Genomic DNA, 19,703 nt, shown 5'->3' with positions numbered 1-19,703 from the left:
ACATGGCTCCCCTTTTTGCATCGCAGGAGCCTTTGGAAATGAAAATGTCTTTTTCCATCAAAGACCTTCGAAAAAACACCAATGATTCCACCTACATGGATACTTCGGTGGAATTTAAAACTGAAGATGGTGATTGGGAGCAAGTGGATGCTGAAATTCGGACCAGGGGAAACTTTAGATTGGATAACTGCTACTACCCACCAATGCGGCTGAAGGTGAAGAAACGAGATAGAGAAGGAACGCCCTTCAGTGGGCAGAAAGGATTAAAGGTCGTTTTCCCCTGTTCAAAAAATAAAAATGCATTGGACTTTGTCGGTAAAGAGTTTCTAGCTTATAAGCTGGCTGAAGAGGTTACTCCGTATTACTTTCCTACTCGACTGATCAAAATAACTTTTGTAAACGGGGATGATCGAAAGCAGGAAGAACAAGAGCTGATAGGATTTATCATAGAAGATGACGATCTGGTGGCAGAGCGTTTTGGAGGATCGATATATGATGAAAAAAGGATTGGACCTAGTTTTATGGCGGACACGGCTTCTGTTCGTCATGATATGTTCCAATACATGATTGGTAATACTGATTGGTCCAGCCTCTTCACGCATAACCAAAAGATAATGAGAATAGGAGAAACGACCTTCGTACCCTTGGCTTATGATTTTGACATGACAGGTCTGGTAAACCCTCCCTATGCTCTGGTGAGTGATTTGGTGGAAATAGAGAAAATTACAGATCGGCTTTACCGTGGATTCTGTAGGGACCCAGAGTTAATGCAGCATGTTAGGCAAGAGTTTTTAGCTAAAAAAGATGTTATCATGTCTTTGGCTGAAAAACAGTTGTATTTGGATGATTCGGATGTAAGGAATATCAATTCTTTCCTAAAGGACTTTTTTAGGGTCTTGGAGTCAGATAATTTTTTCAAAAGCGAGGTATTGGATAAGTGTAGGTCCTACTAATATTTATCTCTTCAATTAGGCCAGGGCCAAAGCAAAAAGAGAAGCTTTCAATTTCTTATGGAAATTTGATTCGGTAAAGTACCATGGGGTTTAAATGAGGCGATTCCGATAATTCGGGATGATCAAAGTGCTTCCAATATTGCATTCCGATTTTTTCCATCACACGAATGGAAGCATGGTTGTTCGGGCTTGCCATCGATACGATTTCATTTAGCCCTAAGCTTTTACCGTAATCAAGGCAGGCTTGAGCACCTTCCGTGCTTAAGCCCTGATTCCAAAAATCTCGTCTGATTCTCCACCCTATATCGGTACAGGGTGTAAAATCGGTTTGGAAATCTTTATAACCAAGCCCAATAATCCCGACAAATTCATTGGTAGACAGTAGGTTCACACAAAAGTAGCAATAGCCATGATCCTTGTACATTTTGTTCATTTGGATCATTTTTTTTTCCGAAGCTTCCTTGTCCATCAGCCCTGCAAAAAATTTCATGGTTTCAGAGTCAGAATTCATGGCTGTGAATGGTTCCAGGTCATGATTCTCCCAGAGCTTGAATCCAAGTCTTTCTGTACTAAAAAGATAATTATTCTTCGCTGGGGTCATTGTACTGCAGTAGCTCAATCTAATTCAGCTTTACCTTTGCCAATAGGCACCATTAGGTAGACAAAGAAAGACCTATTCTTAAAATTAGCGTCGACCTTATAGATATCGACAAAGCCTTGATAATATTTAATACCAAAGCTCATTCCTAGGCCTTTCTGTAGCTGATATCCTAGATTTCCTGTGACTCCTACATCAAAGCGGCTCCATGCATCTCGATTGTCTTGCCTGATTTTTGCTTCGATTCCATCGTTATCTGAGTTGAACTCAATCCATGCTCGGTTTCTTAGATTAATTTGAGGGCCTGCAGCTAAAAAGAAGCGATTATCAAATTTATACTTGGCCAGAATGGGCACTGCAAAATATCGTACCACCTGACTGTAGGTTCCTTCGTCCGCATAAGTTCTAGCATCTAGGACGGTTAGGTCATTATCGGTTAATTTATTTACTCCCATGGCACTCTTCACAAGCACACCGGTATTTAAAAACCACTGGTTCTTAACTCGGATGTCAAAGTAAAAACCGAGGTTAAACTGGCTTAAAGCACTGTTGGTCTCCAGCCCTGACATGCTAGACCAGTTAAAACCTCCCTCCAATCCAAACTCCAAACCATCAGAATTTAGTTTATCTCCAAGAAGTAAGGAGATTAAAACCTGAGAATTGGCTTGGTAGCTAAATAAAGCTAGGATGAATGCGATAAGGAGCTTTTTCACCTTATTCTTTTAACTCAACAATAACTTCTATTTCCACAGCGATATTATTTGGTAAGGCGGCTACACCTACGGCGGACCTAGCATGTTTTCCATCATCACCAAAAACTTCAACCATCAGGTCAGAGAATCCATTGATAACTTTCGGGTGATCGGTGAAATCGGGTGCTGAATTTACCATTCCCAATACTTTCACGAATTGCTTAATTCTGTTCAAGTCTCCGCCACAAGCGGCCTTAAGCACGGCCAAAATTTCTACCCCAGTCTCTCTGGCAGCTTGATATCCTTCTTCCAACGTGAGATCACTTCCGACTTTGCCAAAGACATCTGGTCCATTTCCGGCAAGATAAATCACGTTCCCGACTTGTCGCCATTTCACATAAGTACCCATGGGCTCTCCAACTTCTGGAAGATTCAAGCCCAATTCCTTTATTCTGTCTTCAGGAGTTTGTGCATGTGAAACGAGTGTGGAAGAAAAGATTAACGCAAAGAGAAAGTAAAGTCGTAAGTATTTCATTAGGATGAGATATAATTCAGTTCTAAGCTAAGATTTTCTGGTTAATTTGAGGACCAAACTTTGAGATCATGCAGCAGACTTTCGAAATTCTTCCATACTCAAGAGAATTACAAAAGCATTTTGAAGAAATCAACTTACCCTGGGTAGAAGGTTTTTTTTCGGTTGAACCGGTTGATCAAGCCCAATTTGATGATCCGGAAAATGTCATTATCAAAAAAGGAGGATCAATCATTTTTGCTAAGCACAATGAAAAAATAGTTGGAACCGTTGCTCTATCGAAAGTGGATCATGAGACTTTTGAAATGATCAAGATGGGAGTGAGGCCAGAAGCCCAAGGATTAGGGATTGGAAGGGCCCTGGGAGAAGCAATCATCCAAAAAGCGAAAGAAATGGGTGGAAAAAAGCTCATCCTTTACAGCAACTCTAAACTTGGCACTGCCTTAAGGCTTTATGAAAAATTGGGATTTAGGAATGTAATTCCTGAAGAAGGCAAATATTGCCGCTGTGATGTAAAAATGGAAATGGCTTTACTTTAATTATTACCAGAATCGGAAGGCCTTCTCGTTCACTCTATTTCGGAAAATGAAATTGTCCCAAATGTCTCTTGGGAAGTATATTTCTACTCCAAGGTTTACTGTCAGGTAGCCATCAAATCTTTCATCCAAACCTGAGCCTCTTCGGATTCTACCTCCATTTTGAAGAATTTTATCGACATCAGGTTCCCCAAATTCATCAATGAATCTTGGGTTTCTAACTGCTAATCGAAGCCGATCCGGATTCTCTCCAGAAACATAATCTTCCACCAAATCCAGATAAAACTCACTGATATTGTATGCTGAAATATCATCCATGTAATCTGTAAAGGTCCAGCGGTAGCTAGCTTCCAAGGTTAGATCCATGTAAACATTTAACTTGTACTTAAAGCCTGCACCAGTAGGGATGACGACAATGTATTTTTCGTATGGATTATTCTCAAGTTGGTAAGGTCTCAGATCTACCCATTCGTCCCTGAGACGGGTCTCAGGATTATTAGTGGACATTCCTAAACCTGCGAAAATGTAAAAATTCCATAGTTCCCTTGTTATATTATTCACCTTCACTGGTTTGAAGTAATATTCTATGGTGCCATTTATCTCCCAGTTAGTTGCTCTAAAATGTAAATCTCGAGGTTCACGATTACTTCTTGGATCTGCAGGTGGATCCTGACCTGACATTTTTATATAAGAAAAATTTCCTTTTGCCCGCAGATTCGTCCCAAAGGTATAGCTGAAAGCCATGTTAGCATTCCAGTCTGGTTGGATTCCTTCCTGATATTTCCAAAAAGAATAGAGCTCACCAAAATACTGAGTTGGACCTGCACTAACAGAAATAGACCAGGGTTCAACGTAACGAAACCTATAGAAACTCTGCGAGTAAGCTGAAATTGAGGAAAAGAATAAAATAAGGAAAAGAAGCTTTTTCATGCTGAGGTTCACAGAGGTGAACTCCTGATATTTTAATAATATGTGGAAAAATAGCCTATTTATCCCATTTTTCAAATCCTGATTTCAAATGCAGATCTCGCTGAGGATAAGGAATTTCTATCCCTTCTTCGGCAAATCTCCTGAAAATCTCAAAGTACAGCTGGCTCTGTAAAATTTTTGGTTTATCGATGTAGTCTGAGGTCCAAACCATCAAAATGAATTTCAGACTGCTATCTCCGTATTCTTCGAAAATCACATCGGCCTTAGGTGTTTGAAGGACTCCTTTATTCTTATCGGCTACTTCTAAGAGAACCTTTCTAACATGATCGGGATTCTCCTTATAAGATACACCTACAGGGAATCTAAAACGAATGTTCCGATCATTGTGTGACCAGTTAATAACCTGGCTATCAATAAATTGAGAGTTTGGTACAATGATGCTAATGTTATCATTTGTCACGATCATGGTAGATCGGGCTGAGATTTTTATCACATCTCCTGATACGTCACCTACTTCTATTCTGTCACCTATTTTAATAGGCTGCTCAAAAAGGATGATCAGGCCGCTGATGAAGTTGTTTGTGATGTTTTGTAAACCAAAACCAATACCTACACCTATGGCACCTGCCAGAATTCCGAAGGCACTTAGATCAATGCCATTAGTTTGAAGAATGGAAAATACACCTCCTAAAATCAGGATGTATTTGACCACGGTACCTATCGTCAGCCTGGTACCCGCCTCTAACTGGTACTTTTTTAGAATTTTATTGACTAATAGCTTACGAATCCATTCTGATATAACAAAAAGCGCAACAAATGAGATTAGAAGGGTAAGTACCAATCCTATGGTGAGTTCTGTCTCACCAAGATGAAACATGCTGTAGTCTAAAACTTCCTTTAACCAACCCAATACATCTTCAGCGGGTTTTTGTACTGCTTCTATGAGATTGTCTTGCATATTTTTCAAATTACCACCTTCTATTTTCAAAAGTATTTAAAATTCTTGCTTTTGTTAAGCAGGGACTAAAAATGGTACTTTGAAAATTGTCAGAGGTTAATTTCATGAATTAATCTAAATTTGAGTATGAGTAAACAATGGGAGGAGATTGAGCATCGGCTCAAGCTTCGGAATTTGAAACTATCCGACTACAATGATGTGGCTAAAATCATGTCTACTATTTATAAGTCGGAAGATGGGGTTTGGACCAAAGCCGAGTTTAGAAACCAGCTAAGAGTATTTCCAGAAGGGCAGATTTGTATAGAGGACAACGGAAAAGTAGTGGCAGGAGCCTTATCGATTATAGTTGATTACGACAGATTTGGAGATAATCATAACTATGATCAAATCACAGGGTATGGAAAGTTTGATACCCATGATGATGAAGGCGATACCCTTTACGGTACTGATATTTTTGTAGATAAGGAATATAGGGGGATGCGAATAGGGCGAAGGTTATACGATGCCCGAAAGGAACTCTGTGAAAACCTAAATCTACGCTCCATCATAGCAGGCGGCAGAATTCCAGGATATGCAAAATATGCCAAGACGCTGAGCCCTCGGAAGTATATCGACCAGGTAAAGAATAAAGAGATTTTTGATCCAGTCTTGTCTTTTCAGCTGGCTAATGAGTTCCACGTTAGAAAGGTAATAACGAAGTACTTACCATTGGATACGGATTCCAGGGCCTATGCTACTCTTCTCGAGTGGATTAATATTTATTACGAAAAGGATGAAAAGCTCATAGGCAATAAGTCAATTGTTCGTCTTGGTCTGGTGCAGTGGAAAATGCGGCGTTTTTCGAATGTTGATGATCTAATGCAGCAAGTGGAATTCTTCGTAGATACAGTTTCCGGTTATAAATCTGATTTCTGTTTACTTCCGGAATTTTTCAATGCCCCACTTCTCGCAGAGTTCAATCATTTAGATGCCTCAGAAGCTATTCGACATCTCGCGGAATATTCCGAAGAGATAGTTTCCAGAATGAGTGAGTTGGCAGTTTCATATAACGTAAATATCATTGCCGGGTCTATGCCAGAATATGATGGCAAGAAATTGCTGAATGTCAGTTACCTCTGTCGTCGAGATGGTACAAATTCCAAGCAGTATAAACTCCACGTGACACCTGATGAGGCTGCTTATTGGGGGTTACAAGGAGGGAATGGAATTAAAGTCTTCGACACGGATAGTGGAAGGATAGGAATTCTCATTTGCTATGATGTGGAATTTCCTGAGCTCGGACGAATTCTCGCAGAACAGGAGATGGATATCCTCTTTGTTCCTTTTTGGACAGATACCAAAAATGCCTTCCTACGAGTGGATACTTGTGCGAAATCAAGAGCTATAGAGAACGAATGTTACGTTGCGATAACAGGCTCGGTGGGAAATCTTCCTAAGGTAGAAAACATGGATATTCAGTTTTCAAAGGCCGCCATTTATTCCCCTTCAGACTTTTCATTTCCTCATGATGCAGTAGTGGCCCAGGCATCAGAAAATTTTGAAACCACAATTGTAGCCGATGTGGATCTTTCACTTTTAACCAAACAGCGAAAGGCAGGTAGTGTGAGAAATCTTGAGCAAAGAAGATTAGACTTATATTCGATACAATGGAAACAAAAGAACTAATCGCTCAGATAATGTCCGATATTCCCACGGATATCATTGAGGCTGCTAAAAACATCCGACTAATCATTACTGACATAGATGGTGTGATGACTGATGGTGGTATCATTTATGATAACTCCGGAATGGAAATCAAGAAATTTAATGTGAAGGATGGACTGGGAGTGAAGCATGTTCGGCAGAACAAAGTTCTCGTGGGAGCCATAACGGGAAGAGCATCAAAGGTAGTAGAAAGACGTTGTGAGGAGCTTAATTTTGATTTTCATTATCATGGAGTCAAGGATAAGGGGAAAAGGTTGGAGGATGTTTTGGATACCTTAATGCTCAAACCAGAAGAAGTGGCCTATATAGGAGATGATCTAATTGATCTGCCCATACTTATGAAAGTAGGATTGGCTGTTGCTCCTGCGGACGCCATAGAATATATCAAACCAAGGGTACATTACATCACAAAAGCTAGCGGTGGGCAAGGTGTATTCAGAGAGGTGGTAGACATTATTCTTTTTGCACAGGAAAAGCTGGTGGACATTTATGATTCATACACAAAAAACAAAACATGAAGACTTCAGGACATGTAATGAAAATTAATGATCAAATCACTTTGGGTGGTGAAAGGCCAGTTCTCTTTGCAGGACCTTGTGCAGTGGAAAGCTTGGATATTTGCCTAGAAATTGGGTCGAAGGTAAAAGCCTGGGCAGCGGAGCACGGATTTGATTATGTATTTAAAGCGTCTTTTGACAAGGCCAACAGGACCTCTTCAGGTTCTTTCAGAAGTATAGGCATGAATAAATCTCTTCAGGTTTTGGAGCAGGTTGGGAAGGAACTGTCTGTCCCTTTGGTCACAGATATTCACGAGAGTTATCAAGCAGAAGAAGTAGGGGCGGTGGTAGACGTACTCCAAATCCCCGCTTTTTTATGTAGGCAGACTGATTTGATTTTGGCTGCAGCCAAAACAGGAAAATCCGTAAAAATAAAAAGAGGCCAATTTATGGCTCCCGAAGACATGCAGTATGCAGTTAAAAAAGTGCGGGCCGAAGGAAATGATAATGTTTGCCTAACCGAAAGAGGGTATTCGCTTGGGTATCATAATCTGGTGGTGGACATGAGGAGTTTACCCACCATGAGGCAGTTTGCTCCAGTGGTTTTTGATATAACGCATTCTGTTCAGCAACCCGGCGGACAGGGTGGCACAAGTGGTGGACAAAGGTTCTTTGCGCCATACCTTGCCAGGGCTGCGGCCGCAACAGGAATTGACGGGTTTTTCATAGAAACTCACCCGAACCCTTCTAAGGCTTTAAGTGATGGACCTAATCTCATTCCTTTAGACAGAATGGGGGACTTTTTAGAAATGCTAAAAGAGTCATGGAGCCTAGGCCGGAAATATCAAGACATTCAGGTTTAGAGTTTATTAGATTGTTATGAGCAAGATTACATCCGTCATTTCGGTTCTGCTGTTTTTTTCAACCTTGGTTTCCTTCGGTCAAACTGAGGTAGGTGAATTGGTTCGGAGGAAATTGGAAAACAACCTTCCCGGGGAATCATTTCGGATAGGCTCTTTAAGTCTGGAATACAATAGTGATATTCATCGATTTTATACCGAGGATAATTTTCAACCAGTATGGTTTAGCGGGGGGAAATTGAATACTTCAGTGAGAGAATATTTAAAAGCCCTTGAGGAAATAAAATATGATGGGCTTTTTCCAGAAGATTATCATTTTACCCAACTTTCCCTTTTTGCTCAGGAAGTTAATCTTCAAGAAGGCCGAATGGCGGATTTTGAGCTTTTACTTACCGATTCATTTTTTCGGTTGGCGCATGATCTGCAAGAGGGTAAAGTGGATCGTTCAGAGTTTACCGAGGATTGGGAAATTCAACGAAAGGTTCCTAGGTACAATTATTCCGAATTACTCAGAGAAATTCAGGAGGGGCAAAATCCTAAAATTGTTTTGGACCGGATCGACCCGGACTTCCGGATGTATGAAAACGGGAAAAAGGTTATTCGACGATTGTATGAATTCGCAGATAAAGCTCCAGCCGATTGGAAGAAGCTCTCCGTAAGAGGTGCCTTGAAAGTAGGACAAAAGGATAAAGTAGTTCCTGAAATACGGAGAAGATTAGCGTTTTGGGGTTTGGAGGAATATGACGATTCCAAAGGTGAACTATTTGACTCTACTGACATGAAAATCATCATGGATTTTCAAAAAAGAAATGGTATGAATTCCGACGGAATCATCGGTAAGATGACCTTGGAAAGATTAAACTATTCTCCAATGGACCTTGTAGATCAAGCAAGGGTGAATATGGAAAGATTACGCTGGCTTCCAGACACCGTCAAAGATGGCCCCATCGTTTTGGTGAATATCGCGAATTACCAGGTAGACTTTTTGTACGACTTGGACACTTTGCTCACAGAGAGAGTGATAGTCGGTAAGAAATTTCATGAAAGCCCAATTTTCTCAGCTGATATGAGTTACATCGTGTTTAGCCCATATTGGAACATACCGTATTCTATCACGCATAATGAGATTTTACCAAAGGCAAGGAAAGATCCAGGATACATTGCGGAAAAGAATATGGAAATTGTGGATAGATCAGGTAAGGTTATTCCTGTGTCTGCCGTGGATTGGAAATCAAAAAGCTTTCCCTATAGCCTTCGACAGAAGCCAGGGGAAACTAATTCACTTGGTCTGGTTAAATTTATTTTCCCGAACAATCACAGTGTTTACCTCCATGATACTCCAGCAAGATACCTCTTTGAAAAGGAGGAAAGGGCAATGAGCCATGGTTGTATCAGGGTTGAAAACCCTGATAAGTTGGCTAAAGTTTTACTTTCAGAGGATCCTGAGTGGACGGATGAAAAAATCTACGAAGCGATGCATCAATCCACTGAAAAGACTGTCTACCTTAAGAATAAAATACCTGTAGTATTGCTTTATTTGACCTTTTGGGCAGATTCGAAAGGACAAGGACACTTTCGACCTGACATTTATGAAAGAGACGAAAGACTTTTAACTGCGCTAAAAAAGTAATCAGGAATTAAGAATTTGGGATCCTTTCAGATACTCTTCGTTTTCTGCAAAAGCAAAGATCAGACTTCCCTCTTTAATCGTGTCGATTACTTCCTTTGAAATTTCTTTTGGTATCGCTGGGCAACCCAGGCTTCTTCCCAATCTTCCAGTTCTTCTAGCAAATTCTTCTCGTGCATATTGCGAACCGTGAATTACAATAGCACGGTTTCTTGCCTGGTCATTGAAATCTTCCTCAAGCCCATCCAGCTTAAGTGAATATCCATGTTTTCCGTAGTACGTCTCCGCAGTCATGTAGAACCCTAGGCTACTTTTGTACGATTCAGGTCTGTTGGAAAATGTTTTTGGGGTAAGATCTCCTGAATTTCTTCCGTGAGAAACTACTGTATGCTGTAAAATTTCAGCATTTTCCATGTCAATGATCCACATTCTTCTTTCTGTAGAAGGAAGACTAAAGTCAATAATGGTCATAATTGGCGAGGCTATTTCCTCATGAAGTTTTTCCCAACCGGTATATGCTAATCCGAACACCTCCTCATTCGGGATATTCGAATGATTCATTTTTAGTGAAATGTATAGTTCCTTACTTGGATCAAGAGGATCAGTTGGTAGAGAAACTTGTTCATTGCTGGCGAGCGGGAAAGTGGTAAAACCCGCAAGGGCGAACATAAGTAATAATCTAATCATGGCAGTGGATTGGCAAAGGGTGGGCCAATTTTGCGTTTTAGTTTTGCTTTAAATCAAATAATTGCCCTTCCTTTAGAGCTAATTATTTTGAAAGTTGAATGTTTTTTAACCGATAATCGTTCAGTGTTTGGTCAGAAACGAAAACAGCCAATAGATATTTTATAATTTTACGGCTTCTTTGTTTGAAAATAATTAACTGAAAAACAGAGCTTTAAAATTTTTGTTTAAACATTTGTTCGAATAATTAAACAAAAAGAAATAAATCTCTGTTGAACTAACCGATGAAAGTAAGCGTATTTCGAAAAGAACATTTCAATTGTGCCCACCGTCTTCACAATCCTTTATGGAGTGAAGAAAAGAATCAAAAGGTTTTTGGTAAGTGCAATAACCCAAACTACCATGGTCATAATTATAATTTGATTGTGGAGCTAAAGGGTGAAATTGATCCAGACACGGGATATGTGTACGACATGAAACTTCTTAGTGATTTAATTAAAGAAGAGGTATTGAATAAGTTCGACCACAAAAATTTAAACTTAGATACCGAGGAATTCAAAGAGCTTAACCCAACTGCTGAGAATATTTCAGTAGTCATTTGGCAAAAGCTTCGAAGAAAAATCGAAAATAAATTTGAGTTGAAAGTAAAACTCTATGAAACAGAAAGAAACTTTGTTGAATACGATGGAAATTGATTTAGCAAAAGAAAGATTTGAAGAGCTGGGAGATGAGCACGTGGGTACCAGCGTAGAAACGCCACTCCGAGAAGATGCATTTGAAATGGATGATGATTTGAAAATTGAGCTCATTGAAAAGCACTTTCGGGAAATTATGAATGTAATGGGGCTAGATCTTACGGATGACAGTCTGAAAGGTACTCCATACCGAGTAGCGAAAATGTACGTGAAGGAAATCTTTAGTGGGCTGGATCCAAAAAACAAACCCTCAATTAAAGTCTTTGAAAACAAATACAAGTACAAGCAAATGCTGGTTGAGAAGGATATTACCTTCTATTCAAACTGTGAGCATCACTTTGTGCCAATATTTGGAAAGGCTCATGTGGCATATATTTCTCAGGGTGAGGTAATAGGATTATCTAAAATCAACCGAATAGTCCAATATTTCGCTAAAAGACCACAAGTGCAAGAAAGGTTGACTATGCAAATTGGGAATGAACTAAAAGAAGCATTAGGAACAGATGACGTTGCAGTGATTTTGGATGCGTATCACTTATGTGTAAGCTCAAGAGGAGTGGAGGATACGAACAGTTCTACTGTCACTTCGTATTATTCTGGGAAATTCGAACATGACGAGCAATCACGAAATGAATTCCTAAAATATATTGAATTAAAAAAATAAAATTTTCTCATAAGGCTAAACCAACAAAAAAAAATCGGATTTTATCCGGTTTTTTTTTGGCTATTGAAAACAAAAAGCTTTAAAAATAGCTTTAGATTATATGAACAAACGGAATATTGTAGTCATAGGAGGTAACTCTGGAATTGGTAAAAAAATTGTAGAATTATTAAAGGCAGAAGGAGCCAATTTATTTCTTTTTTCGAAGAGTGGAGAAGGAACTACTGCACTTGATATTACTTCTAATAATCCAGAATTTGAAAATCTGCCAGAGGTGATTGATGGTTTGGTCTACTGTCCTGGTAGTATTGACTTGAAACCTTTTCATAGAATAAGTTTAGAAGATTTTCAGAAAGAAATGGAAATTAATTTTTTCGGAGCTGTCAAAACTTTGCAGGCTTGCATGCGCGGGCTTAAAAAATCTTCTTCTCCATCAGTAGTTCTTTTTAGTACGGTAGCAGTGCAAATGGGCATGAGTTTCCATTCAGGTATTGCTTCAGCTAAGGGAGCGGTAGAAGGTCTTACCAGATCATTGGCCGCAGAGTGGGCACCGCAAAAGATTCGTGTCAACGCTATTGCTCCATCATTGACGGATACTCCCTTGGCCTCTAAGCTTTTAAGTACTCCTGATAAAAAGGAAGCATCAGACAAAAGGCACCCTTTAGGTCGTGTAGGTACACCAGAAGATATAGCCAAAGCAAGTTTATATTTGTTATCTGATGATTCATCTTGGATGACAGGGCAAATCCTCCATCTGGACGGAGGTATGTCAGTGGTTAGATAATTCAAACAAATTGAAGATTTATTTGTAGTAAATAAGGGTATAGTCCCGAGATGATAGAACTGTGATTATGAAGACTCCGCCTGAATCTTTTCTTCTGTTTAAAGAAGAGCTGAAAAAATTACAACTCGAGAAGGATCGGCTTGGCAAGCAGTATGAAATGAGGATTGCTGAACTGAATGCTGAACTTTGTAGATTGAAGGAGCAAATTAGTTCTCAACAAGATATGTTGAAAACCACACTGGATTACGCTTCACAGCTTGAGAATGACTTGGATAAATTTAAGGAAGAAATTTCCGAGTCGAAAGAGCAAAGACGAAACGGTGTTTACTAATTAATTCTGAACACAATGACAGATTTACTTACAAAATCAGCAATTAATAATTTTGAGCTAGTAAAAGAATTCCGTTCGGCACGAATTTATGCAAGCGGTGAGCATAAAGCGGTGATTTGTGAACTCCTGCTCGATTATATTCCCATCGAAGAATTCAAAACTGTTTTTCACGATATTTCGAAAATTGTGGAGTCTGGAGATTTTGAGAAATTCATTTTCGACAAAAGATCCTTAAGGGCTTTTCATCAACCCACCATGGAGTGGTATTTCATTTATTGGAAAAAAGAAATGCTATCTCATGGGGTTACAAAGCATAGGAAAATACTTCCTGATGAAAAATGGTTTGAGAAAATGGTACAAATCGCCAAAGCTCAAATTTTGGAGAATTATCCAGATAATATCATTGATCAGCTGGATATTCAATATTGCCAATCCGTAGAGGACGCAATTATACGATGACCCGGCATTTTGATCATGAACAAATTCTTAATGAAGATTCCTTCTATAGAAGGAATCTGATTAATTGTTTATCTGGTTATAAAAGTCTTAATCTCATCGGTACCCAAAATGCAGATGGGTTAACCAATCTTGCTCCTTTTTCACAAATTTTTCATGTAGGCGCGAATCCACCAATGGTTGGAATTTTGTTTCGCCCACACACCGTTAAGAGAGATACTTTAGAGAACATCCTTGAAACTCAATTTTTTACACTAAATCACGTCACACCGGATTTTTGCAGACAAGCTCATTGGACCTCTGCTCGTTGGGAAGGAAGTGAATTTGAGAAAACAGGATTGGCTAGTGTATATCTCAATGAATTTCCAGCCCCATTTGTTGAGCAGAGCCCTCTCAAGATTGGGTGCCAATTAGTAGAAACGCAAAAATTAAAAGTGAATCAAACAGTACTTCTTATTGGGAGTATTGAACATATTTTTGTGGAGGAAAAAGGCTTGAGAGAGGATGGTTCGCTGGATTTAAATATTTTAGATTCGGTAACAGTATCTGGACTTGATGAGTACCATAAAGCAGAAAAGATAGCTCGATTTGCTTACGCAAAGCCAAATCAGGATCTTACAGAGATCTAAAGCCACCCAATGTTATTTTGCAATTACTTGAATTAACTAAATCAGGACTTTTTTGTCCGCAGGCTGGAGTTTATATCGATCCATGGAAACCCGTGGAAAAAGCAGTCATTACACACGCCCATTCAGATCATGCCAGATGGGGCATGCGAAAATATTTAGCGCATGATTTTTCAAAGGAAGTCATGAAATTGAGATTAGGCAATGACATTAATCTCGAAACCATCCAGTTCGGTGAAACACTCGATATAAATGGAGTTAAGTTGTCCTTTCATCCAGCGGGACACATCCCAGGTTCATCCCAAATCAGACTTGAATATAAAGGGAAAGTAGCTGTGGTAAGTGGCGATTACAAAGTGGAAGATGATGGGCTTTCAACTGCTTTCGAACCAATAAAATGCCACGAGTTTGTTTCTGAGTGCACTTTTGGTTTGCCGGTTTATAAATGGGATTCGCAGACTGAAGTGATGAATCAAATCAATTCATGGTGGAAAAATAATTCAGAGGAAGGGAGAAATTCGGTTCTTTTCGCTTACTCCTTAGGAAAAGCCCAGCGCATTATTCAAAATTTGGATTTGTCTATTGGAAAGGTTTTCCTTCATGGGGCTGTCTGGAATACCAATCAAGCACTTATTGCAAATGGAATTGAAATTTTTGACCTACCTAAGGTAACCCAAGAAATTCCAAAATCACAGTACAAAGGAGCTATGATCATTGCTCCTCCTTCCGCAATGGGTACACCCTGGATGAGAAGATTTTCCCCGTATCGTACAGGAATTTGCTCAGGTTGGATGGCTATTCGCGGGACGCGAAGAAGAAGAGCCGCAGATCGGGGGTTTGTGCTTTCTGATCACGCGGATTGGGATGGGTTAATTTCCGCCATTGAAGGTACGGGCGCGGAGAAGGTGTATCTAACCCATGGTAATACGGCCTCATTCGGTCGGTTTTTAAGGGAAGAAAAAGGAATTGATGCTCTAGAGTTGGAGACTCTTTTTGGAGAAGAAGAGGTGGAGTAGAAATCTACTAAATTGAAAGATTTGAAGAACTTTTTTGCCATGCCGGAATGGAAAACTGAAAGATTGTATAATTAAAGATCTACCAATACCTTGGAGGTAGATCAAATTTCATCCTGATGTATAAGTTCTTGATTTACATTTTTTTAAGTGTCCTACTTTTTTCTTGTCAAAGTTCGGAGCCTGATAATAGTGCTGGATATTTCAATTCTGTTAAAGGTAATTTTCCAATTGACTCGCTTGGTTTGACCTTGATTCATGAGCACATGCTTGTGGACTTTATTGGAGCCGATTCCATCAATTCCGATCATTGGAATCGTGATTCTGTAGTACAGAAAGTACTTCCATTTCTTTTGGAAGTAAAGCAATATGGCGTACGAAGCATTCTCGATTGTACTCCTAGCTACTTGGCCAAGGATCCTTTGTTGCTCAAATCCCTTAGCGAAAAGTCTGGAATCCAAATCTTGACTAATACTGGATTTTATGGTGCGGTGGGAGGGAAGTATTTGCCCGATTTTGTTCAAACCGAATCTGCAGAGCAGTTGGCAGATCGATGGATAGCTGAATTTGAAAATGGAATTGAAGGTACTGGCATTAAACCAGGATTTATTAAAATTTCGGTGAATGAAGCTGATACTCTTTCGCTTATTGATCAGAAGCTAGTCAAAGCAGCAGGGATTACCCATCAAAAAACAGGTTTGACCATAGCTTCTCATACAGGAACTTGGAGAACCGCTGTGCAGGAGGTAAGAATACTTCAAGAAATAGGTGTAAACCCATCCGAATTTGTGTGGGTTCATGCCCAAAATGAACCGTCTTTTGAAAATTATCTAGTTGCAGCAGAGATGGGTGTTTGGATTAGTTTAGACGGAATTGGCTGGGCAATTGACCCCTATGTGGATCGCTTGATTTTCGCCAAAGAAAATGGGATACTTGGCAAGGTGCTGATTTCCCATGATGCCGGCTGGTATGATCCGGCCAAAGCAGGAGGTGGAGATTTTCAACCTTTCACCAATATTTTCGAAAAGCTAATTCCAACCCTTAATGAAAAAGGATTCACCCAAGAAGATTGGGATTTATTGTTAAAAGAAAATCCAAAGCTTGCTTTTGCTATTCTTTAGTTACTAGATCTTCAGATTTCTAAATCTGCCACAGAGAATAAGGTTTATCAATCTTGGTATCCACCACGACGTACAAGTTTTTATAATCTCTTGCCAAATTTTCTTTGCCAACCTTTATCAATCGGTCAGGCCTGCTTACCTTTGCGCATGGCAGAACAAATCCTTATCCTTGATTTCGGTTCTCAGTACACCCAACTCATCGCCCGAAGAGTCAGAGAACTGAACGTTTATTGCGAAATTCATCCCTATAATAATGTCCCAGACATAGGTGAGGAAACTAAAGGGGTGATTCTCTCCGGCTCCCCATGCTCAGTAAGGGATGAAAACGCTCCAGATTTGGATTTAGATATTCTTAGAGGAAAGCTTCCAATTTTAGGAGTTTGTTACGGTTCCCAGCTTCTGGCTCAGAAGTATGGTGGCGAAGTTTTGCCTTCTACGATTCGTGAATACGGCCGAGCAAATCTAGATCACATTGATTTGCATCATGACTTGCTAAAAGAAATGACTCATGGTTCCCAGGTGTGGATGTCCCATGGAGATACCATTAAGAAATTACCTGAAGGCTTTGAGGTGATTGCAAGTACTTCCTCGGTTGAAGTTGCCGCTTTCAAAGTTGAGGGTGAAAAAACTTACGGAATCCAATTCCATCCAGAAGTCACCCATTCTACCGAGGGTAAAAACCTTCTCAGAAACTTTGTAGTCTCGATTTGTGGCTGTGCTCAGGATTGGACTTCGGATGTCTTCATCGATGCCACGGTGGCGGAGTTGAAGGAAAAAATCGGTTCGGATAAGGTAGTCATGGGACTTTCAGGGGGAGTTGATTCTTCTGTTGCAGCCACACTTATTCATAAGGCGATCGGTGACCAATTGACTTGTGTATTCGTAGATAATGGACTTTTAAGGAAAAATGAATTTGAGGAGGTTTTAGATTCCTATAAGCACATGGGCTTGAATGTGATAGGGGTGGATGCCAAACAAAGGTTTTATGATGCTCTCGCCGGGATAACAGAGCCAGAGGCCAAAAGAAAAGCCATAGGTAGAGTCTTCATTGAAGTCTTTGATGATGAAGCACATAAAATTGATGGAGTGAAGTGGCTAGGTCAAGGAACGATTTACCCGGATGTCATCGAATCCGTTTCGGTAAAGGGACCGTCCGCGACCATTAAGTCTCATCACAATGTGGGAGGGCTTCCTGATTTTATGAAACTATCTGTGGTAGAGCCTTTGAATACGCTTTTTAAAGATGAGGTAAGAGAAGTGGGACGAGCCCTTGAGATTACTGAGAAAATTATCGGGCGACATCCTTTCCCTGGACCTGGTCTTGGAATCAGAATTCTGGGAGATATTACTGCTGAAAAAGTAAATACCCTTCAAGAAGTCGATCATATCTTTATTAAGGGACTGAAAGATCACGGTCTTTATGATGATGTTTGGCAGGCAGGAGCTATGCTACTCCCGATTCAGTCCGTCGGAGTGATGGGTGATGAAAGGACTTATGAAAGGGTTGTCGCTCTTCGAGCAGTTGGGTCTGTAGATGGTATGACTGCCGATTGGATTCATCTGCCTTATGAGTTCCTTGGAAAAATTTCAAATGAAATCATTAACAGAGTGAAAGGGGTAAACCGAGTAGTATACGATATTTCTTCTAAGCCTCCTGCTACCATAGAATGGGAGTAGAGCTTGAGATATTAAAACCTGTGAAATTTCACAGGTTTTTTCTTTTTTAAACCTTCATGGCCTAAACTTTGGGTTTGAAAAATATGGGTTAAATTTGTCACTTCTCAGCCCACCCCGGATAATCTTATGAGACAATATATTCTTGGTTTTTTACTTTTTGTAGTTCCTTTTACTTTGCTCGCACAGAGCAATGCTCCCGAAGACTATCAAAGTGCTTTAAGAAATTTAAAATCTAAGAATTATGGGGCTGCAATACCCATATTCTTAAAATATACGGATGAAAGTCAGTTTGGAAATCTAGCCCTTTTTTCCTCACTGCATCTGGCTGAGGCACAGCTTGGGCTCATGAGATATGAGGATGCCATCTCTACGGTAAGTCCACTGGCGAACAGAAATTGGGTCAGAACTGAAGAGGCAAAATATATTTTGTCACTTGGCTATTTTGGAAATGGACAAAATCTTGAAGCCCTAAGAGAAATTTCTAAGATTCAGAATTCAGAGATATTGGCTAAGGCTGAAAATGCAAGCTTTGAGAAGCTGAAGGATGAAAGCCCGAACTTTCTGGTGGCTAACCTTGAGGAGTTCAGCAGCAATCAAGGATACATGGGGGCTCTTCAGTTTGTGCTTGCCAACTCAGAAGTACTTTCGGCATCTGACCGCGCTGCCTATTATGAGCTTAGAGGTAAGCAAGGCACAAATAATGCAAAAGATCTTGTTTTGGATGTCGTGATTTTATTGCCATTTACCGGAAATGGAGATAATCGTATTCAGAATAATGGTTTTGTGTATGAGCTTTTTCAAGGGCTAAAAATGGGAATGGATCGATTGCGATCTAATGGTATGGATGTGGCTCTTTCCACATTTGATACCAAACGAGATCTTAACCATCTCCAACGCGTTCTATCCGAACCTTCGGTAACAGCTGCAGATATCATTATTGGCCCTATCTACCCGGATGAGTCTGATGTGGTGAGTGCATTTGCTGAAAGTCAAGGTATCCCATTCATCCATCCACTTTCTAATCTCCAGGACCGCTTTGAGGATCGAGATTTTTCCTTTCTATTCAGACCCTCGTTGGAAGCACTTTCTGATGGAATTCTAGCTTCGCTCAAAGCTCAAAATTGGGGAGACTCCGTAGCAATTGGATATGGAGGAGGCACCAGAGATAGAATGCTCGCAGGGATGCTGGATCAAAAGCTGAAAAATGAAGGTTTTAGAGTGGTGGCAAGCCAGGAAGTGAATAGCAGAAATGTAAGGGACTTTATGCAAGGATTGGGAATTAGACCCAGCCTGGATAGTGTTGCTATAGATACCAATCAACTAATTCTTCTTACGGATAACCCAAATATCTCACAGCCTGCATTTTTCCTCATGGAATCCGTGACTACCACCGTACCTATTCTTGTAATGGATTCTTGGTTAGGGTTTAATTTCGCGAATTTTGAAATTTTGTCTGCACCAAATTTCTATTTTATAAGTAATAATACCCCAAATTTCGGAAGTGAAAAAATGGCTGATTTTCGACGCAATTTCTACGAGAAGTTCTCTGATTACCCAAGTCTAAATACCTTCTTAGGGTACGAATTGATTTATTGGATTGGCCAAAACATGTCGGCCTCTAAGGGGTTTGATTTAAGAAGGAATCTAGATCAAGGTTCTTATCAAAATGGAGAGCTCAGTTGGGGCTTTAATTTCCAAAATTCAAATTCAAACACATTTGTTCCGGTATTTAAACTGGAAATGGGAGAATTGAAACCATTGAATTAAA

General features: G+C 39.9%; 22 protein-coding genes. 16 read left to right on the top strand and 6 right to left on the bottom strand.

The features are described 5' to 3' along the window. The first annotated feature begins 2 nt into the window (after positions 1-2). Positions 3-953, top strand: coding sequence for a hypothetical protein (locus QVH07_RS01320; RefSeq protein WP_289998319.1), 951 nt, complete (start codon positions 3-5; stop codon positions 951-953). Positions 954-1,008: 55 nt separating this feature from the next. Here the strand turns inward: QVH07_RS01320 and QVH07_RS01315 are convergent, their stop codons facing one another. The 3 genes from QVH07_RS01315 to QVH07_RS01305 are packed head-to-tail and all read right to left on the bottom strand — an operon-like array spanning position 1,009 to position 2,778. Next, positions 1,009-1,554, bottom strand: a complete 546-nt coding sequence (locus tag QVH07_RS01315; RefSeq protein WP_289998318.1) for a GNAT family N-acetyltransferase — start codon at positions 1,552-1,554, stop codon at positions 1,009-1,011. Between the two features lie 14 nt (positions 1,555-1,568). Continuing rightward, positions 1,569-2,264, bottom strand: a complete 696-nt coding sequence (locus QVH07_RS01310; RefSeq protein ID WP_289998317.1) for a porin family protein — start codon at positions 2,262-2,264, stop codon at positions 1,569-1,571. 1 nt (position 2,265) lies between these two features. Continuing rightward, positions 2,266-2,778, bottom strand: a complete 513-nt coding sequence (locus QVH07_RS01305) for a RidA family protein (protein ID WP_289998316.1) — start codon at positions 2,776-2,778, stop codon at positions 2,266-2,268. 68 nt (positions 2,779-2,846) lie between these two features. Between QVH07_RS01305 and QVH07_RS01300 the strand changes: the two genes are divergently transcribed. Then, positions 2,847-3,314 (top strand): GNAT family N-acetyltransferase, encoded by a 468-nt coding sequence (locus QVH07_RS01300; protein WP_289998315.1) that lies wholly within the window; start codon positions 2,847-2,849, stop codon positions 3,312-3,314. Between the two features lie 3 nt (positions 3,315-3,317). Here the strand turns inward: QVH07_RS01300 and QVH07_RS01295 are convergent, their stop codons facing one another. Next, complete coding sequence (locus QVH07_RS01295) at positions 3,318-4,241, bottom strand: DUF6089 family protein (protein WP_289998314.1); 924 nt, start codon at positions 4,239-4,241, stop codon at positions 3,318-3,320. Positions 4,242-4,296: 55 nt separating this feature from the next. Then, positions 4,297-5,199, bottom strand: a complete 903-nt coding sequence (locus QVH07_RS01290) for a mechanosensitive ion channel family protein (protein ID WP_289998313.1) — start codon at positions 5,197-5,199, stop codon at positions 4,297-4,299. A gap of 126 nt (positions 5,200-5,325) precedes the next feature. Between QVH07_RS01290 and QVH07_RS01285 the strand changes: the two genes are divergently transcribed. Genes QVH07_RS01285 through QVH07_RS01270 form a run of 4 tightly spaced genes read left to right on the top strand, consistent with a single transcriptional unit; the run spans position 5,326 to position 9,890 of the window. Next, positions 5,326-6,864: a bifunctional GNAT family N-acetyltransferase/carbon-nitrogen hydrolase family protein gene (locus QVH07_RS01285; RefSeq protein WP_289998312.1), complete on the top strand. Its 1,539-nt coding sequence runs from the start codon at positions 5,326-5,328 to the stop codon at positions 6,862-6,864. Continuing rightward, on the top strand, positions 6,846-7,421 hold the full coding sequence (locus QVH07_RS01280) for a KdsC family phosphatase (RefSeq protein WP_289998311.1): 576 nt from the start codon (positions 6,846-6,848) through the stop codon (positions 7,419-7,421). Before QVH07_RS01285 ends, QVH07_RS01280 begins: the two co-directional genes overlap by 19 nt. Beyond that, on the top strand, positions 7,418-8,263 hold the full coding sequence (gene kdsA / locus QVH07_RS01275) for a 3-deoxy-8-phosphooctulonate synthase (protein ID WP_289998310.1): 846 nt from the start codon (positions 7,418-7,420) through the stop codon (positions 8,261-8,263). The genes QVH07_RS01280 and kdsA overlap by 4 nt, the downstream gene beginning before the upstream one ends. A 16-nt stretch (positions 8,264-8,279) precedes the next feature. After that, on the top strand, positions 8,280-9,890 hold the full coding sequence (locus QVH07_RS01270; protein ID WP_289998309.1) for a L,D-transpeptidase family protein: 1,611 nt from the start codon (positions 8,280-8,282) through the stop codon (positions 9,888-9,890). Here the strand turns inward: QVH07_RS01270 and QVH07_RS01265 are convergent, their stop codons facing one another. Beyond that, on the bottom strand, positions 9,891-10,574 hold the full coding sequence (locus tag QVH07_RS01265) for a murein L,D-transpeptidase catalytic domain family protein (RefSeq protein ID WP_289998308.1): 684 nt from the start codon (positions 10,572-10,574) through the stop codon (positions 9,891-9,893). It abuts the gene before it with no gap. A 281-nt stretch (positions 10,575-10,855) separates the two neighbouring features. On the opposite strand from QVH07_RS01265, the gene QVH07_RS01260 reads away from it, so the two are divergent. The 10 genes from QVH07_RS01260 (at position 10,856) to QVH07_RS01215 (ending at position 19,702) form a co-directional block, all read left to right on the top strand. Beyond that, a complete protein-coding gene (locus tag QVH07_RS01260) occupies positions 10,856-11,266 on the top strand; it encodes a 6-pyruvoyl trahydropterin synthase family protein (RefSeq protein WP_289998307.1) in 411 nt (136 codons plus the stop codon). After that, positions 11,226-11,930 (top strand): GTP cyclohydrolase I FolE, encoded by a 705-nt coding sequence (folE, locus tag QVH07_RS01255; protein WP_289998306.1) that lies wholly within the window; start codon positions 11,226-11,228, stop codon positions 11,928-11,930. The genes QVH07_RS01260 and folE overlap by 41 nt, the downstream gene beginning before the upstream one ends. A 100-nt stretch (positions 11,931-12,030) precedes the next feature. Next, positions 12,031-12,711 carry an SDR family NAD(P)-dependent oxidoreductase gene (locus tag QVH07_RS01250; RefSeq protein ID WP_289998305.1) on the top strand — a complete coding sequence of 227 codons (681 nt, stop codon included), beginning with the start codon at positions 12,031-12,033 and terminating at the stop codon, positions 12,709-12,711. Positions 12,712-12,778: 67 nt separating this feature from the next. After that, on the top strand, positions 12,779-13,042 hold the full coding sequence (locus QVH07_RS01245) for a hypothetical protein (protein WP_289998304.1): 264 nt from the start codon (positions 12,779-12,781) through the stop codon (positions 13,040-13,042). Positions 13,043-13,057: 15 nt separating this feature from the next. Further along, the gene (locus tag QVH07_RS01240; RefSeq protein ID WP_289998303.1) at positions 13,058-13,501 is read left to right on the top strand and encodes a hypothetical protein; all 444 of its coding nucleotides are present in this window, start codon (positions 13,058-13,060) and stop codon (positions 13,499-13,501) included. Then, positions 13,498-14,127, top strand: a complete 630-nt coding sequence (locus QVH07_RS01235; RefSeq protein ID WP_289998302.1) for a flavin reductase family protein — start codon at positions 13,498-13,500, stop codon at positions 14,125-14,127. Before QVH07_RS01240 ends, QVH07_RS01235 begins: the two co-directional genes overlap by 4 nt. Before the next feature lie 17 nt (positions 14,128-14,144). Continuing rightward, positions 14,145-15,140, top strand: coding sequence for a ligase-associated DNA damage response exonuclease (locus tag QVH07_RS01230; protein ID WP_289998301.1), 996 nt, complete (start codon positions 14,145-14,147; stop codon positions 15,138-15,140). A 116-nt stretch (positions 15,141-15,256) separates the two neighbouring features. Beyond that, a complete protein-coding gene (locus QVH07_RS01225; protein WP_289998300.1) occupies positions 15,257-16,258 on the top strand; it encodes a phosphotriesterase family protein in 1,002 nt (333 codons plus the stop codon). Positions 16,259-16,405: 147 nt separating this feature from the next. Then, entirely contained in the window at positions 16,406-17,935 is a 1,530-nt protein-coding gene (gene guaA, locus QVH07_RS01220) for a glutamine-hydrolyzing GMP synthase (protein ID WP_289998299.1), read from the top strand. A gap of 126 nt (positions 17,936-18,061) precedes the next feature. Further along, on the top strand, positions 18,062-19,702 hold the full coding sequence (locus QVH07_RS01215) for a type 1 periplasmic-binding domain-containing protein (protein ID WP_289998298.1): 1,641 nt from the start codon (positions 18,062-18,064) through the stop codon (positions 19,700-19,702). Position 19,703 lies beyond the last annotated feature (1 nt).

It is taken from the genome of Algoriphagus sediminis (assembly GCF_030403435.1).
Lineage (GTDB): Bacteria > Bacteroidota > Bacteroidia > Cytophagales > Cyclobacteriaceae > Algoriphagus > Algoriphagus sediminis.
Note: the sequence above shows the minus strand (reverse complement) of the source record. Positions and strands in the feature narration are given on the sequence as shown.